The organism is Streptomyces sp. NPDC093018 (genome assembly GCF_040684035.1).
GTDB lineage: Bacteria > Actinomycetota > Actinomycetes > Streptomycetales > Streptomycetaceae > Streptomyces > Streptomyces murinus.
Genome location: NZ_JBFBFF010000001.1, coordinates 184,496 through 201,609, shown reverse-complemented (window position 1 = coordinate 201,609; position 17,114 = coordinate 184,496). Strand labels below are relative to the sequence as shown.

General features: G+C 71.0%; 10 protein-coding genes. 5 read left to right on the top strand and 5 right to left on the bottom strand.

Annotation, left to right across the window (positions count from 1 at the left end; all coding sequences use genetic code 11):
- The first annotated feature begins 751 nt into the window (after window positions 1-751).
- The gene (locus AB0N90_RS00830) at window positions 752-5,521 is read left to right on the top strand and encodes a DUF3883 domain-containing protein (protein ID WP_365192116.1); all 4,770 of its coding nucleotides are present in this window, start codon (window positions 752-754) and stop codon (window positions 5,519-5,521) included.
- Between the two features lie 149 nt (window positions 5,522-5,670).
- On the opposite strand, the gene AB0N90_RS00825 is transcribed toward AB0N90_RS00830, so the two are convergent.
- Complete coding sequence (locus tag AB0N90_RS00825; protein ID WP_365192115.1) at window positions 5,671-6,093, bottom strand: secondary thiamine-phosphate synthase enzyme YjbQ; 423 nt, start codon at window positions 6,091-6,093, stop codon at window positions 5,671-5,673.
- Window positions 6,094-6,164: 71 nt separating this feature from the next.
- Between AB0N90_RS00825 and AB0N90_RS00820 the strand changes: the two genes are divergently transcribed.
- Complete coding sequence (locus tag AB0N90_RS00820; protein WP_365192114.1) at window positions 6,165-7,244, top strand: NAD(P)-binding domain-containing protein; 1,080 nt, start codon at window positions 6,165-6,167, stop codon at window positions 7,242-7,244.
- A 60-nt stretch (window positions 7,245-7,304) separates the two neighbouring features.
- On the opposite strand, the gene mltG is transcribed toward AB0N90_RS00820, so the two are convergent.
- Both mltG and AB0N90_RS00810 read right to left on the bottom strand, forming a co-directional pair.
- On the bottom strand, window positions 7,305-8,228 hold the full coding sequence (gene mltG, locus AB0N90_RS00815; RefSeq protein WP_365192113.1) for an endolytic transglycosylase MltG: 924 nt from the start codon (window positions 8,226-8,228) through the stop codon (window positions 7,305-7,307).
- A gap of 123 nt (window positions 8,229-8,351) precedes the next feature.
- Window positions 8,352-10,154, bottom strand: coding sequence for an ABC transporter ATP-binding protein (locus AB0N90_RS00810; RefSeq protein WP_365192112.1), 1,803 nt, complete (start codon window positions 10,152-10,154; stop codon window positions 8,352-8,354).
- A 114-nt stretch (window positions 10,155-10,268) separates the two neighbouring features.
- On the opposite strand from AB0N90_RS00810, the gene AB0N90_RS00805 reads away from it, so the two are divergent.
- Window positions 10,269-10,718 carry a MarR family transcriptional regulator gene (locus AB0N90_RS00805; protein WP_365192111.1) on the top strand — a complete coding sequence of 150 codons (450 nt, stop codon included), beginning with the start codon at window positions 10,269-10,271 and terminating at the stop codon, window positions 10,716-10,718.
- A gap of 46 nt (window positions 10,719-10,764) precedes the next feature.
- On the opposite strand, the gene AB0N90_RS00800 is transcribed toward AB0N90_RS00805, so the two are convergent.
- On the bottom strand, window positions 10,765-12,375 hold the full coding sequence (locus AB0N90_RS00800; protein WP_365192110.1) for a peptide-N4-asparagine amidase: 1,611 nt from the start codon (window positions 12,373-12,375) through the stop codon (window positions 10,765-10,767).
- Window positions 12,376-12,571: 196 nt separating this feature from the next.
- Between AB0N90_RS00800 and AB0N90_RS00795 the strand changes: the two genes are divergently transcribed.
- Together AB0N90_RS00795 and AB0N90_RS00790 are read left to right on the top strand one after the other, a co-directional pair.
- Window positions 12,572-14,113, top strand: a complete 1,542-nt coding sequence (locus tag AB0N90_RS00795) for a M1 family metallopeptidase (RefSeq protein WP_365192109.1) — start codon at window positions 12,572-12,574, stop codon at window positions 14,111-14,113.
- Between the two features lie 228 nt (window positions 14,114-14,341).
- Window positions 14,342-16,348, top strand: a complete 2,007-nt coding sequence (locus AB0N90_RS00790) for an N-acetylmuramoyl-L-alanine amidase (protein ID WP_365192108.1) — start codon at window positions 14,342-14,344, stop codon at window positions 16,346-16,348.
- 14 nt (window positions 16,349-16,362) lie between these two features.
- Here the strand turns inward: AB0N90_RS00790 and AB0N90_RS00785 are convergent, their stop codons facing one another.
- Entirely contained in the window at window positions 16,363-17,109 is a 747-nt protein-coding gene (locus tag AB0N90_RS00785) for a L,D-transpeptidase family protein (protein ID WP_361669565.1), read from the bottom strand.
- Window positions 17,110-17,114: the final 5 nt, after the last annotated feature.

Here is a 17,114-nt window from a genome sequence, read left to right as displayed (position 1 = left end):
CCGCAGGTCTACCGGGCAGCGGCCCCGATCCGTCACTGGTTCTCAGACAGCCTGCGTCGTCGGCGACTCCCGCGTTACGGTCTGCCTGAGACCATCATGAAAGCAGGGGCAGATGGCCGGAACAACGTGCGAGGGCGACCCGGGTGACACGTGGGCGCGCGAGCTGTGGGACTACGCGCAGACCGTGCTCAAGGAATGGCAGTCCACTCAGGTATGGCAACCCGCCCAGCAGTTGCGGGCGGCTTCCCACAGCAACGCGCGCGACTACGCCGGCCGCTTCCTCCTGGAACTGCTCCAGAACGGCCACGATGCCCACCGCGGGGGCGGCAACGACGGAAGCGTGCACGTCCTGCTCGACGAGGATGAAGGGACGCACGGCACGCTCTACGTGGCGAACGGCGGAACTCCCTTCACCTGGGCCGGCATCCAGGCCGTCTGCAAGCTCGCCCGGAGCGAGAAGACCGTCGGCGAAGGCATCGGGAACAAAGGAGTCGGCTTCCGCAGCATCCTGGAAATCACGGACGCCCCGGAGGTCTACAGCGCCGCCGCCGCCGGAAATGGACCGGCTGTGCTGAACGGGTACTGCTTCCGGTTCGCGGTACGGGACGACCTACGGATGCTGCTCGGCGACGAGGACCTCGTACGCAGAGCGGAGGAGGAACTCCCTCCCTTCCAAGTCCCCTTTCCTCTCTCGGACGTACCCCCGACCTGCAAGGAGCTGGCCGCCGACGGTCATGTGACGGTCATCAGGATGCCGCTGCGCAACGAGGCCTCCCGGCGCGCGGCCGTCCGCCGTCTCGACGAGCTCGGCGCCGCGAAGGCCCCGGTGATGCTGTTCCTGTCCCGGCTCGACCGACTGGTCATCGAACAGCGCGGTGGCGAAAGCCCCCGGCGTACGGAACTCACCCGGCACGAAAGGCCCTTGGCGCTCGCCGGTGTCCGACTCCAGGGGCACGACGTGGCTACTGCCGGTTCGGTGCGGGCCGTCCCGGCCGTCTCCCTTGCCCATGTCGAACTCGGCTCCCTGGGCGCCTACCTCGTGGCCCGGGGGCGCATCCCCGTCACGCGTCTGCGCGCCACGATCGAGGCGGCGACCGAGCTCGGACAACTGGACGACTCGTGGGGTGACTGGAAGGAACCGGCTGTCGTCGAGGTGGCATTGCCTCTCGGCGGCACCGAGTCGTTGCGCGGTGGCCGGATCTATACCTTCCTCCCCCTGGGCGAGGACGCCGCCGCGCCCCTGCACGGGCATCTCAACGCCCCGTTCTTCACGAAAGTGGACCGTACGGCCCTCGATCGGGAACACCCGCTGAACAGCATGCTGTTCGCGGCGGCTGCCGAGACCTCCCTGATCGCAGCCGCCGCTCTGCGGGAGGGAGGCCGACCCTCCGACCGTAGGTCGGCGGTCGATCTTGTGGCCTGGGAGCACGAGTCGCGCTCCCACAGCCTGCTGCGCGAAGCGGCGTACCAGGTGCACGGGGCCGAGTTCGCGGACATTCCTGTCGTGCCACTCCTGAACCGGGAGGCCTCGCACGGTTCCTGGGGCACACCCCGCGATTCCGCGCTCTGGCCCGAGCTCGGGCTGTCGGTGCTCACGGCCGAGGCGGCCGGAGCCGTCGGCATCGGCGTGGCGGATCCGGCCGTCGGAGCCAAGCTCCTGAGACGCCTCGCGAGGTTGTGCGAGGCACTCAAGTGCCCCTTGGAGCCCTCGGCACAGCGGCGGGCGGACCACGTCGAGCAGATCGTGGGGGCCCTGCCATTGCCCGCTCCCGATGCTCCCGTCGACGACTGGAACGGCGTTTACGCTGATCTCGCCCTGCTGTTCAAGGACGAGGGCGGAGTCCTGCAAGGCAGGAAGCTGTTGCTGGCGGACGACGGGAAGCTCCGGCGTGCCAACGGCGGCCCGGCCAGGGTCACGAAGGCCGGCTCGCGGCGCACGGCAGGCAAACGGGAGGCCTTCTTCCAGCCGGCTCGCGGCGAGGCAGCGGGCGGCGAGGGCATGGCCGTACCCGACGCCTTGAAGAAGCGCATGTTCTATCTGCACCCGGGGCTGAACTGGGTGGAGGAAGAGGGCCACGTACGACGCCAGGAAGCCCGGTTGTTCCTGGAACGCTTCAGGCTCGTCCGGCGTTTCGACCCCGCCGGCCTGCTCGACCATGTCCGCCGCGCTCTCACCGAGAGCAACTCGGCGCGGCTGCGCGAGCAGGCCCTCCGCTTTGTGTTCCGCCTCTACCGGTCGAGGCAGTCCGCACAGTCTCTGCCCCTACGTCCGCTGGGGCTGTACGTTCCCTCGGCCGAGGGCCCCGCCATCAAAGCGTTCGGCGCTGCTTTCGGAGCCGGATGGGCCGGGACCCACGGTGACGAGCTCGCCTCCGTCGTGGCCGAGGGACGGGAGTCCTCCGCTGGACTCCGCTTCATGGCAGAGCGGCTCGTGGCGCCACCCGAGAGCTTCCTGAGGCGGGGCGAAACCCGGGAGGAGTGGCGGGAGTTCCTCAGCGATCTCGGCGTCACCGACGGGCTGCTCCCTATAGCATCACCCGGCGCAGGGAGGGAAGCCGAGGGTGGCGCGCTGACCACGAACAACCTGATCAGCATGGCAAAGGTGCCCGAGGCGGTCGCCGATCAGTGGCGGCCGTTCATCGACCGCGCGCGGAGCCATGTCGCACATCCGTACACCCCGTACGTCGGAACTTCTGCGTTCCGGCTGCCGGGCCAGGAGGTCGCCGAGCGGCTGAGCGAACCGGGCCGGATCGCCTATGCGCGACTCGTCCTGCACGGCCTGGCCCGGTGGACCGATACTCATCTCACGAGCGTCTGGAACCGGGACCGGACAGGCAACCAGGATCTGCAACACGTCCCGACCCCGCTGTCCGCCTTCGTCCGCGGCCGGCCCTGGCTCCCGGTGCGAGGGCCTGTGGGCACCGTCCGCTTCGTCCGGCCGGACGAGGCGTGGCATGCCCCTGCGGCCCTTGAGCAGGAACCTGCCTTCGCCCCGACCGTACTGCGGCAGCTCCGCCCTCTGCTGGACAACGATCAGGCCCTGCGCCGGCTGCGCGACGCCGGATTGCCGACGTGGGGCGACCGCAGGGACAGCGCCCGGCTCATCGCCACCCTGGGCGAGCTGGTGAAGTCGGATGCCGTGGACGACGGAGACCGGGCGGCCCTTCAGCGGGCAAACGAGCGTGCCTGGCAGAATCTGGCCGCGCAAGTGGCCTCGATCGAGCCACTCATCGGCTCTGCCCTGATCGCAGAGCGGGGCAAGCAGCTCATCGCGGTCGACTTCGCCACGCTCCTCGATGACTCAGTACGGCTGTACGTCACCGGGGACCCGAACAATCTGAAGGCACGCCTGGCCAGGGAGCTCAAGCTTTCGCTGCTCGTGGTGCCGGGGGCGGCGGCTGAAGTCACCCGCGTCCTCCGCCACCACTGCCCCGACGCGATACGGCACGCCGACGACGCCGACCTGTCGGTCGAAATCGTCAGCGCCTCCGGCACCACCGTCGTCGGATCCTCCGGCACCACCGAAGGGCTCGGAACGCCGCTCGTCGACGAGTTGCCATGGCTTCCACTCGCGGTGGGTGTCCTGGCCGACCATCCGTCCCGGGGCGGCCGTCCGACAGACGCCGAGCTCACCGAATTCGTCGCGACCGTCCGCCGCGTCCGTATCCACCGCTACTCCTCGTTGAAGATCACTCTCGACGGGGCCGCCGTGGAGCTCCCGGAGCGGCAAGACGGCATGCTCCCCCTGCCCGACTCGTCCCACCCGCTGGTCCTCACCCCGGAACTGCCCCTTTCCTGGGACTTCGTGGCCCGGATCGGCTATGCGATCAGCCAGGTCCTGGATCGTCCTGAATACGCCGGCCCGCTCAAGCTCGCCGCCCGCGAACTGGAGCGGGAGCACGCATCCCTCGAAGGGCCGGCCGAGCGCCAGCTCGCGGCGGTGCTCGATCGCTCCGTCCACCAGGTCAGGGAGACCGCTCACCGCCTCGACGGGTCCCTCGCGGGAGTACTGGAGCGCTGCTTCCCCCTCCTCGTACATGCCCTCGGCACCGACCGAGCGAGGGAGCTGACGGACCCGGATCCAGCCGACGTCCGGGAGTTTCTCGCCCGCCTCGAACCGTACGACGACGCGCTCCCCCTGCCCGCCGCGCAGCTCATCGCGGCCGCGCGCGACGCACGAGACATCGACGGCCTCCGGGCCCTGGCCGACGTCGACTTCGCGGACCTGAACCGCACCCTGGCAGAGCTCGCGCCCCGGTATCGTCCGATCAGCCATGCCGAGGCCCATGACGAGGCCGTTCGCCGACACGTGGATTTCGGTCGCGGCCTCCTCATCGACCGGCTGCGCTGGGCCCGTCGGGAAGAGTTTGATGCCCGTAGGCCCATCGCCGACTGGCCCGCCATCCGCTCCTTGAAATGGATCACGGCTCCGGAAGAATGGGCGTTCACCGTCGACACCGCCGACGACGTCCTCTTGCGCGGCCTCGTCGAACAGGCGCTCACCGCCCGTCTCGGAGCGCCCGCCCCGACCAGGGGCGAACGGCCTGCCGCCATGGACAGGTTGCGTAGCCACAATCACGCGGTCATAGCCAAGACGACCCCCGACCTGGTCGCGCTGGTCAAGGCCGCGCATCAGCCGCCACCCGCGGCGCTGGCGAAGGCGGCCGCCGCAGAGGTGATCACCACCCTGCTGGACGAGGCGGGCGCGCTCGACTTCCGCGAACTGTCGGCCGACGATGTCGTCGGCTGGCTCGCGGCCCTGGGGCAGTGGCCGACGGGCATGGCTCCCTCCTCCGAACCCCAGGCACACGGGCTCACTCCCGCCGAGGTGGACCGCGTACGGAACGCCGCAGAGCAGGCCCGCACCGAACAGGCCAAGCGCAAACGGATCATCTCTCTCGGTGAACGGGACTTCGACATCGAGTCCGGCGATTTCACGGAGTTGGCCTCGGAGCTGCGTCGCGCCCTGGCATCCGACCCTCCCCTCAGCGGGAGCGCCCGAAGTCGCTGGGCCGCGCTGAAGCCGATTCCGCCCCGAAGGACGACGGGCTCCTCAAGTGGACGGCCGGGCAAGCGCGTTGACGGAGAACGCGGGCTGTCATCGGCCCAGCGCCTGGCGATCGGTTTCGTCGGCGAGTGGTACGCCTACCAATGGCTTCGCGAGCAGGACCGGGCGACCGACGAGACCAGCTGGGTCTCGGGCAACCGGGTGCACGTCTTCCCCGGGCCCACCGGAGACGACAGCCTCGGCTACGACTTCAAGGTCGGCTCCGGAAGGAATCCGCGCTTGTACGAGGTCAAGGCCACCCAGGGGCCGGGCGGGCAGATCGAGCTCGGCGAAACCGAGGTACGGGCGGCGCAGAAGTACGGCGGCAGTGACCGCTGGCGGATCCTGGTGGTCACCTCGGTACTACACGCGGAGCACCGGCAGATACGCATGCTGCCGAATCCGTTCAGCGAGCGCGGCCGCGGGCTCTACCGAGAGGAGGGCGGCGCGCTCCGCTTCGCCTACCGGTTGTGAGGTGGCCGAGGTGGTCGGCCGGGCCATCCGCCCCAGCCACCACGCGCCCGAGCCATCGTGTCCGGTGTTTACAGGTCGCATAGCCCACGAGCAGGCACTTCCCGTATTCGTCGGCCACACTCAGGGTGATCTTGCTCGCCCCAGGAAACTCAGCCGAAGAAACTGAGACGCACCGTACGCTCGGGGTTGTCCCTGTTCGTGTCCACCAGGCACACCGACTGCCACGTGCCGAGTTCCAGCCTGCCGTTGATCACCGGCAGGGTCGCGTGGGGCGGGACCAGGGCCGGGAGGACGTGGTCGCGGCCGTGGCCGGGGCTGCCGTGGCGGTGCTGCCAGCGGTCGTCGGCGGGGAGCAGGGTGTGCAGGGCGGCGAGGAGGTCGTCGTCGCTGCCCGCGCCGGTCTCGATGACGGCGATCCCGGCGGTGGCGTGCGGGACGAAGATGTTCAGCAGGCCGTCGCGACCGCCCGCCGCCTCCCGCAGGAAGTCCTCGCAGTCCCCGGTGAGGTCGACGACGCGTTCCCGGCTACCGGTGGAGACATTCAGGATTCGGGTGGTGAAGGCATCTGACATGGCTCCCATCCTGACGCATGGGTACGACAGCGGGCGGGAAGAGCCACACACGGCACGCTGTTGGTAGAAGCGTGAACGAATTGCGTGAGGTCGAGGTGGTCGTCGTAGGCGCCGGTCAGGCGGGACTGGCCGCTGCCTATCACTTGCGCCGTGCCGGATTCGAGCCGGACCGCGGCTTCGTGGTGCTCGACCACTCCCACGCGCCGGGTGGCGCCTGGCAGTTCCGCTGGCCCTCGCTGACGTACGGCAAGGTGCACGGGATGCACGCGCTGCCCGGCATGGAGCTGACCGACGCCGATCCCGCGCGCCCCTCGGCCGAGGTGATCGGCGCGTACTTCGACCGGTACGAGCACGCCTTCGACCTGCGGGTACGACGCCCGGTGGAGGTACGGGCGGTGCGCGAGGGGGTCGGCGGGCGGCTGCTCGTGGAGACCTCCGACGGCGCCTGGTCGACCCGTGCGCTGATCAACGCGACCGGCACCTGGGACCATCCGTTCTGGCCGCGCTATCCGGGCCAGGAGACCTTCCGCGGGCGGCAGTTGCACACCGCGCAGTATGCCGGGCCCGAGGAGTTCGCCGGGAAGCGGGTGGTGGTCGTGGGTGGCGGCGCCTCCGGCACCCAGCATCTGCTGGAACTCGCCCCGTACGCCGCCGCGACCACCTGGGTCACCCGGCGGCCGCCGGTCTTCCGCGAGGGCCCGTTCGACGAGGACGCCGGGCGGGCCGCCGTCGCGCTGGTGGAGGAACGGGTGCGCGAAGGACTGCCGCCCCGCAGCGTGGTCTCGGTCACCGGGCTGCCCCTGAACGACGCGATCCTCCGGGGACTCGCGGACGGTGTCCTGGACCGGCGGCCGATGTTCGACCGGATCACCCCCGACGGCGTGGAATGGCGGGACGGCAGCCGTGTGGACGCCGATGTGATCCTGTGGGCGACCGGGTTCCGGGCGGCGCTCGGCCATCTCGCCCCGCTGCGGCTGCGCGCGCCGGGCGGCGGGATCCGGATGGAGGGGACGCGCGCGGTGACCGACCCCCGGATCCACCTCGTCGGCTACGGTCCCTCGGCCAGCACCATCGGCGCCAACCGGGCCGGTCGCGCGGCCGTACGGGACATCAGGCGACTGCTGGCGGAGGACCGGCCGGCCGCCGCATGACGAACCGCCGGACCGTCGTGCCCCGTTGAACCGGTCGGCGCAGAACCGGTCGGCGCCCTCTCAGCCTGCCTTGCCGGACCGTGTCGCGGACGGGGACGTGGAGTGGCTCGGTGACGGGCTCTGGTTCGGCGATGGGCTCTGGCTCTGGCCCGTCTGCTGCCCGGCCTTCTGCTGCTCGGAGTTGAAGTCCGCCACATTGCGCATGTGCGTGTCGTAGTCGGCCGTGAAGCGCGTGTCCCCGGGCTTGACCGTCACGAAGTACAGCCAGTCGCCCGGCGTCGGATTGATGGCGGCGCGCATCGCGTCCTCGCCGGGATTGCCGATCGGCGTCGGTGGCAGGCCCATGCGCTGATAGGTGTTGTAGGGGCTGTCGCTCCTGGTGTCGTCCTCGGTGGTGCGCGCCCGGCCCAGCGCGTAGATGAGGGTGGAGTCCAGTTGCAGCGGCATCCCGCGCTCCAGCCGGTTGAGGATGACCCGGGCGACCTTGCCCATGTCCTCCTTCTTCACGGCCTGGGCCTGGACGATGCTGGCGATGGTGAGGGCCTGGTAGACGTTCATCGAGTTGCGCTGCGCCCCGGCCGCGACCGGTGCGCCGTCGAACTTCTCGTGGGCGGTGTCCACCATGGACCGCAGCACGGACTCGGGGGTCGCGCCCTTGCCCAGGGGGTAGGAGGTGGGGAAGAGATAGCCCTCCGGGTTGCCCCCGGCGTCCTTGGGCAGTGTCAGCCGGGCCTTGCCGAGCGAGGTGCGGGTGCTGCCCGAGGGCAGGGCGAGCGCCTTGTCGATGGCGTCGTAGACCTGGCTCGCGCGCCAGCCCTCCGGGACGACGAGCGCGGCGGGCCTGGGAGCCTCGTGGTGATCGGCCACCGTCAGCAGCGGCACCGCCACGGCGGTGCCGGCGACGACGGCGCCGGCCACGACGAGAGCGAGTCTGCCCCGGCGTGTCAGTCGGGTCCTTCTCCGTGGCGGAATGTGCGTCAGCATGCGGGAACCGTAATACGCGAATCACCGCAAACCCGACATATATTCAGCTTGTCGGCCCAGTCACCCGTCTCGGCCCGAGGCTCTCGACACCCGTCCGAGCCCTTGGCCCCCCGGTCGCCGCTTTCACCCGGCCGGCTCCAGCTGCGCGTCCCTGCGCACCAGGGCGGCGTACCGCCCGTCGTGCTCCAGCAGTTCCTCGTGCGTGCCGCGTTCGGCGACCTGTCCGGAGTCCAGCACCACGATCTGGTCGGCGTCGCGGACGGTGGACAGCCGGTGGGCGATGGTGATCGTCGTACGGTTCGCCGAGAGCGCGTCGATGGCCTCCTGCACGGCGGCCTCGGTCCGGGTGTCCAGGGCGCTGGTCGCCTCGTCCAGGATGAGGACCGGCGGGTCGCGCAGGATGGTGCGGGCTATGGCGAGGCGCTGCTTCTCGCCGCCGGAGAAGCGGTGGCCGCGCTCGCCCACGACCGTGTCGTAGCCGTCGGGCAGCGCCGCTATGTGCTCGTGGATCTGCGCCGCCCGGGCCGCCGTGTGCAGTTCCTCGTCGGTGGCGCCCGGCTTGGCGAAGCGCAGGTTCTCGGCGACGGAGGCATGGAAGAGGTACGTCTCCTGCGAGACCACGCCGACCGCGCGAGCGAGGGTGTCGAAGTCCAGGTCGCGGACGTCGACCCCGTCGAGGGTGACCCGGCCGCCGGTGACGTCGTAGAGCCGCGGCACCAGGTAGCCCAGGGTGGACTTGCCCGCGCCGGTGGGGCCGACGACCGCGAGGCTGCCGCCCGCGGGGACGGTGATGTCGATGCTGTCGAGGACGGGGCCGCCCTTGTCGTCGTAGCGGAACCCGACCTCCTCGAAGCGGACTTCGCCCTTGACCCGGTCGAGGTGGACGGGGCGGGGACGCTCGGTGATGTCGATCGGCAGGTCCAGGTACTCGAAGATGCGCTGGAAGAGCGCGAGGGAGGTCTGGATCTGGACGCCGGTGGCCAGCAGGCTCACGGCCGGGCGGAACAGGCCCTGCTGGAGCGAGACGAAGGCGACGATGGTGCCGAGCGACACCTGGGGGCCGCCGAGCTGGAGGGCGAGACCGGCCGTCCAGTAGATGACGGCGGGCATGGCGGCCATCACGATGGTGATCACGGCCATCCGCCAGCGCCCGGCCATGTTCGACCGGACCTCCAGGTCGACCAGCCGCTCGGACTCGTCGGCGAAGGAGCCGGTCAGCGAGTCGGTGCGGCCCATGGTGCGGCCGAGCAGGATGCCGCTGACCGAGAGGGACTCGGTGACCGTGGCGGCCATCGCGGCCATCTGCTTCTGGCGCTCGGTGGTGATCCGCTTGCGCTCATTGCCGACGCGGCGGCTGATCCAGACGAAGGCCGGCAGCAGGAGCAGCGAGACGATGGTGAGCCGCCAGTCCAGGGCGACCATCGCGACGATGGTGGCGACCACACTGGTGACGTTGGAGACCAGGGAGGTGGCGGTGGAGGTGACCGTCGCCTGCATGCCGCCGATGTCATTGGCTATGCGGGACTGCACCTCGCCGGTACGGGTGCGGGTGAAGAAGGCCAGCGACATGCGCTGGAGGCGACCGTAGACGGCGGTGCGCAGGTCGTGCATGACGCGCTGGCCGACGGTGGTCGAGATCAGCGTCTGGAGCACACCGAAGACGCTGGAGAGGACCGCGCTGAGGATCATGCCGAGCGCGAGCAGGCTCAGCAGACCGGTGCGGCCGCGCGGGATGGCGACGTCGAGGATCTCCTTGAGCAGGAACGGTGTGGCCACCGAGACCAGCGAGGAGGCGCCGACCAGCAGGCCGACGACGGCGAGCCGCCCGCGGTAGGGACGGAACAGCTTGAGGATCCGCCGCCACTGCCGGGGGCTGTCCTTGGCGTCGGCGGGCGGGGTCCAGGAGGATTCACGGTCGGGATGCATGGGCCCCTACGGAGGTGAGCGGTCGCCGGCCGGGGTCGGCCGAGGATGACGGAACGGATCGTAGCTCATTGTTACCTATACTCACAATGAACTGCATCCTGATATTGTTCCCGCATGACCACCCCCGATCCCGAGGGACTGCTCGCCGAGCAGTTGCTGCGACTCACCCGCCGGGTGCACCGCATCCAGAAACGCCATCTGGAACAGCGTGAGCTGGGCATCACCCCCGCCCAGTCCCGGTTGCTGCGCACCCTCGCGCACTACCCCTCCCCGCCACGCATGGCCGACCTCGCCGAGCGCCTGGAGGTGGTGCCGCGCGCGGTGACCACGCTGGTCGACGGGCTGGAGGCGAGCGGCAAGGTGCGCCGGGCCGCGGATCCGGCGAACCGGCGCGTGACCCGGATCGAGCTGACCGACGAGGGGCGCGCGACCCTGCGCGAACTGCGCGGCGCGCGCCGCTCGGCGGCCGAGGAGATACTCGCCCCGCTCACCGAGAAGGAGCGCGAGGTGCTCGGCGTGCTGCTGGACACCCTGGTCGACGGGGACGCCGCCAAGCCCTGCTGACCCACGGCGCGGCGGCCGGACCCGCCGCGCCGAGGGGTTCTCGCGGCTAGCAGCCCCTGCGGTCCAGCGTCAGCGCGCCCTGGGCGGTGGCCAGTGTGCGGTCGTAGCAGCCGCCCGAGCCGTAGGACCGGTAGCGCTCCGACGAGGTGCCGACCGCGTGCCGCTGTTCACGCGGGGCGTCGAGGGTGTACGCGGCGTCGCCGCGGTAGGTGTCGTCCAGCCGTGACCACGCGGTGCGCCGACCGCCGCGCAGCTCGGTCACCGACGCGCGGTCGCCGAGCGTCAGCACGGTGCGCAGCCGGTTGTCGGAGTCGATGGTGGTGACGCCGTCGAGGGCGTACGTCCGCAGCGTGTGCGCCGACCGCGCGGGGCCGGACCCGGTGGTGGCGACGGTCTGGTCGTCGGTCCAGGTCGCGTCCAGTCCGTCGGTGTTCTCGCCGTCGGTCCAGCGGTGGACGGAGGTGTCGGCGAGGGTCCGGGTGACGGTGGTGGTCACTCGTCCGTGAGAGGTGTCGAGGTATCCGCTGACGGTGAGCCGGTGCCCGGCCTTCGTGTCCACCCGGTTCTCCGAACCCGGTGTGTAGGTCGAGGTGTTGACCAGGTCGGTCGCCGTGTCCTCGGTGACCGCCCCGGTGAGACGGTCGCGGTGCGCGTCCTGCCAGACCAGCACGTTCACCGGGGTGCTCCAGCCGGCCTGGCCCGCCGGCACGCCCACGACGGAGACCTCGACCCGGTGTGGGCGGCCGTCGTCCAGCAGTCCGGCGAAGGGCGTCAGGTCGTACTCGACGGGCCGGACGTCGAAGGCGCCCGGGGCCGGGACGACGTACCAGAGGAACGGATCGGACCAGCCGCCGGTCCACACGTTCGGGAAGGGCGCGGCGATCCCGGCCGTCCGGCCGTCGACCTTGATCTGCACCTCGCGGTAGGGGCCGTGATCGGCCTTGCAGGAGTACGACGCCGGGTCGGCCACCGTCAGGTACCAGAACTCCTCGCAGCCGCCGCCGGACCCGGTCGCGTAGACCTCGGCGACGATCCGTTCGCTGTTGCGCGGCGTGGTGAGCGTCGTGCCGTCGGGCGTGTCGGCGAGGGTGAGCACACGGTCGGGGGTGCGTTCGGCGGGGCTGCCCGCGTAGAACGTCAGGGTGACGTGCACGTCGATGACGCCGGTGTAGGTGTCGTCGACCACGTTGCCGATCAGCATCTCGACGTCCCGCGGGCTTTGGAAGGTGTCGCTGTAGCGGGTGACGTCCTTCTCGACGTGCCAGGCGATGCCGTCCGGCGAGGGCTCCGGGGTGGAGGTGCGCAGGATCTCGACACCGCCGACGTGCAGATAGCCGAGCCGGTCGTACTGACGCCCCTTCACCGTGCCGTCCAGGCGGAGTACGACCTTGCTCCAATGGTCGCCGCAGCCCTTGGGCGGGGTGTACGCGCCCCGGTAGGGGGTGAAGTCGCGGAACTGCGTGTCGGCCAGGGTGACCTGACAGGACTTGGTGTGCGGCCGGGCGACGGGCGGGGCGGCGGTCACCGGGTCGTGCCAGTCGGTGCCGAACTCGGCGGGGACGTCCGCGGCCCGTGCGGTCGCGGTCCCGGCGCCGAAGAGCGCGCCGACCAGAAGGACCGCGGTCGCAAGCATGGACATGACTATCCGTTGTCTCATGGGCGGTGTTCTACGGGGAGTTGGGCCCGGCCGCAATGAGGCATCGAGGGGACGCGCCACCACACGGGGCGCATCTGGCGCATCGTCACCCTGACAGACATTTAGTGCTATAAGCGGATCTCGCTGACATAGTGCGTTCATGGAGATCATGTCCGCAGGAAGCCCGGCGGGTCCCCCGAGCCAGGGGGCACGGAAGGTGCGCGGAACGAGGCGCCCCCGCCGCACGGCCCTCGCCCTCGCCGGCGCCCTCACCCTCACCGGCGCCGCCCTCTGCTACGACCTGCTCCCGCGCGGGGGCCATGGCTCGCGCGCCCCCGGCCCGGCCGCCGCACCGGGGCGCGCCGCCGCTTCGGGCCCGGCAGGAGGCGCTCCCCCGTCCCCCGGCGCCCGCGGCATCGGCGACCCGCTGATGCCGCTCGCCGGGAACGGGGGCTATACGGTCCGCCGGTACACGCTGGACTTCGACTGGCAGGCGCCCCGGACGCCGTTCGAGGCGGGCGCCACCATCAGCGCCGCCGCCACCCAGGCCCTGTCCCGCTTCGACCTCGATTTCGCGGGCAACACGCTGCACCGGGTCACCGTCGACGGCTCCCCGGCCAGGTACGTGCGCGACGGCGACGAACTCGTCGTCACCCCGGCCCGGCCGATCCCCCGTGGCCGGGCCTTCACCGTCCATGTCGCCTACACCGCCGACCCCACCCAGCAGCGCCACCGCGACGACGCGATCCGGGACTACGGCTGGGTGCCCACACCCGACGGCACCGTGGTCTGCGCCCAGCCCGACGGCGCCAAGATGATCTTCCCGGCGGACGACCATCCGAGCCTGCGCGCACCGATCACCTTTCATGTCACCACCCCCGCAGACATCGGCGCGGTGGCCAACGGACGGCTCGTCAGCACGACCGCGCGGCCCGGCGGCCGCGTCGAACGGACCTACGACTCCGAGGAGCCGATCGCGGCCCAGCTGGTCCAGCTGGCGATCGGCAGGTTCCGTGTCGTCAACGGCACCGGCCCGCGCGGGCTGCCGGTCCGTGACGTGGTCCCGGACGACCTGGTCGGCGACACCGAGGAGTACCGCTCGCTCACCCCGGAACACCTGGCCTGGCTCGAACAGCGGCTCGGGCCGTATCCGTTCCGCCGCTACGGCGTGCTGGTCGGTGACACCGAGCTGCCGGTGGCGCTGGAGACCCAGTCGCTGTCCGTCGTACCGAAGGACGATCTGCTCGGTGACCGGGTCGACGCCGAACGCAATCTCGTGCACGAGCTGACGCACCATTGGACCGGGGACAGCGTCGCCGTCCGGCGCTGGTCCGATCTGTGGCTGAGCGAGGGTCACGCCCGTTTCTACGAACGGCTGTACTCCGACTCGCACGGCGGCGTCAGCCTGGACGACGCGATGCGCGACGCCTACGAGCAGCACGACCAGTGGCGCCACGACGACGGCGCGCCGGCCGAACCCACCGCCGACACGCTGTTCAAGGTGATGCGCTACGACGGCTCGGCCCTGGTGCTGTACGCCCTGCGGGAGAAGGTCGGCGCCGCGGTGTTCGAGCGGATCGAGAAGTCCTGGGTGAGCACCTACCGGGGGCGCGCGGCCGGCACCCTGGACTTCATCGACCTCGCCTCCCGGGTCGCGAAACAGGATCTGAAACCCTTTCTGACCGCCTGGCTCTACGGCCCGCACACCCCGCCCATGCCGGGCCACCCCGACTGGCGGGTCGACCCCGTCGAGGACTGACCCGGATGCCCTCCGTCACCGTCCCGTACGGGCGCCCACGCTGACGGGCCGTCGGAGCGGAGCCGCTGCCGCCGACCGGGTGGCCTCTGCCGGGCCGCTGGTCCACCCCGGTGACGGTTGGCGCGACGGGACACGCGGGGCACGGAAACGTACAAGGGGTGGTTGTCAGGGGCAACTCCTTTGTCCTGGCTGCGAAGAGCGCGATGAACATGTTTGGAGACCCGTGCCATGAAAAGACCCACCGCCCCACGTGTCCCCAACGGCCGCGTGTGCCGCCGGACCGCATGCGCCATCGGATCGGCGGCCCTGCTGGCCCCGCTGCTGCTCACCCCGCTGACCGACGACGACGCGCCCGAGCAGCGCCTCCAGGTCGCCTTCACCGATGCCGCCCACGACTTCCATGTGCCGCGCAGTGTGCTGATGAGCGTGTCCTATGTGCAGACCCGCTGGGACGCCCACCCGGGCTCCCCGAGCGTCGCGGGCGGCTATGGGCCGATGCATCTGGTGGACACCAGCCGGTTCCCGGCCGCCTCGCCCACCCCGGGCGTCCAGGGCGGTGGCGCGCTCCAGCCCAGCGCGGGTGCGGCGGGGGCGCCCGCCGCGCGGCCGGACGGTGTTCTGGCCGGCCGGTCCGTGAAGCCTGCTGACCTCCAGCGCGCCGCCCGGCTGACCGACGCCCCGGCCGGGCGGCTGCGGACCGATGCCACCGCCAATGTGCGCGGCGGCGCCGCCCTGCTGGCGGCGACCCAGCAGCAGCTGGGCAAGCCCTTGAGCGACGATCCCGCGGACTGGTGGGAGGCGGTGGAACGTTTCCCCGGCACCCCTGACGTCAGCTCGGCCTCGACCTATGCGAACGACGTCTTCGCGGTGATCCGCAAGGGCGCCCACCGCACCACGGCCGAGGGCCAGGATGTCTCCCTGCCCGCGAGCCCCTCCGTGCGCCCCCACACCGTCCGCACCGAGAAGCCCCAGCACGCCAAGGGGACGGAGTGCCCGACCGAGGTGGCCTGCGACTGGCTCGCGGCGCCGTACGTGGAGATCGACGACGACGGCGACTACGGCAACCACGACCTCGCCGACCGGCCACGCGACCAGAAGATCGAGTACATCGTCATCCACGACACCGAGGCCAAGCTGTCGAGCATGTTCCAGACGGTCCAGGACCCGACCGAGGCGTCCTGGCACTACTCGATCCGCTCCAGCGACGGGCATGTCACCCAGCACATCCAGACCAAGGACGAGGCCTGGCACTCCGGCAACCAGTACGTCAACGCCCGCTCCATCGGCATCGAGCACGAGGGCTTCCTCCGGCAGCCGGGCACCTGGTTCACCGAACAGATGTACAGGACCTCGGCCCGCCTGGTGCGCTATCTGGCCAAGAAGTACGACATCCCGCTCGACCGGCAGCACATCTTCGGCCATGACAACGTGCCCTCGCCGACCGGCGACTCCATCCCCGACATGCACGACGACCCGGGTCCCTTCTGGGACTGGCGCCACTACTTCGACCTCCTCGGCGCACCTCTGAAGGCCACCGCCGGGCCGAACAGCGACATGGTGACGATCCTGCCGGACTACGCCACCCACTCGCCCAAGTTCACGGGCTGCCTGAAGCCCGGGGCGCCGTGCCCGAAGCACGGCTCCAGCGCCGTCCGCATGTACACCCGTCCGGACGAGAAGGCGCCGCTGATCCAGGACCCGGGCCGCCACCCGGACGGCGGTGACTCCACGCTGGACGTCGACGACCTGGGGGCGCGTGCCTCGGCCGGGCAGACGTTCGCCGTCGCCGAGCGCCGCGGCGACTGGACGGCGGTCTGGTACCAGGGCCGCAAGGCCTGGTTCAAGAACCCGAAGAAGCAGGCGACGGCGGTCGGCGCGGCCGGAAAGATGGTGACGCCCAAGGAGGGCCTGGACGAGATCCCGGTCTTCGGCCGCGCCCTGCCCGAGGAGGACGCCTACCCGGAGGGCATGGAGGAGGAGCCGGAGGCGCCGCTCCCCTACCACTTCCGCGCGGGCCAGCGGTATGTCACCGAGGGCACCATCGACAGTTCCTTCGTGCCGCGCTCGGCCTTCGTCGACAGCCCCGAGCCGGTCGTCAAGGGCGACGAGACCTACTACCAGATCCAGTTCGACCACCGGATCGCCTACGTCCGCGCCGGCGATGTGGACGTGATCGGCTCGGCCGTCACCGCGGGACCGTCCTCGGCACCCCAGGGCGGCTCGACGGGCAACTGACGGCCGCGCGGTCCTCAGGCGCCGAGATCCGCCCGGTCCCCCATCACCACCACGGGGTGCCGGGCCGGATCGAGCGTGCGCAGCAGCGTCTCCATGGCGCTCTTCGGCATGCTCACGCAGGCCGAGGTGCCGCTGCCATGGTCCAGGTGGAGCCAGATCCCGCCGCCCTTGGCCGCGCCCAAGGGGCGTGCGCCGTCGCGCGGCGGGGTGCCCGGCACGCGGTTGTAGTCGATGGCGATGACATAGCCGAAGTCGTGCTGATACGCCTTGGGCCACTCCTTCGGGGACGCGTAGGCGTAGGTGTTGTGGTCGTACGGCAGCTTGCTCCCCGGGTCGGCGAACGTACCCCCCGCGGCGGACAGCGTGAACACACCCACCGGGCTGCGCTTGTCGTCCTCGTGGTGGTCGAGGGTCCAGCCGCGCCGCCCGTTGTGCGCCGCCCAGCTGCCCTCCTGGTGCCAGCCGCCGCCCTGCCGCACATAGAGCACCACTTCGGACTCGGCCGACTCCCGGCCCTTGCCGTACACGGCCACGACCTGGCGGGACTGTGCGGGTATCCGTGCGTACAGACGTCTGCCGACACCCGGGACGCGGGCCGGGTCGGGGGCGGGCGCGGAGCCGGAGGCGGTCGACGCGGCCGGGCCGTGGTGGCCGGGCGCGGAGCCGGAGGAGGCCGTGCCGCAGGCCGAAAGGGTCGTCAGGAGCAGGGTTCCGAGGGCGGCCGCCCAGCGCGTCGAGCGCCGCACACTGTCTATATGCACCCGGC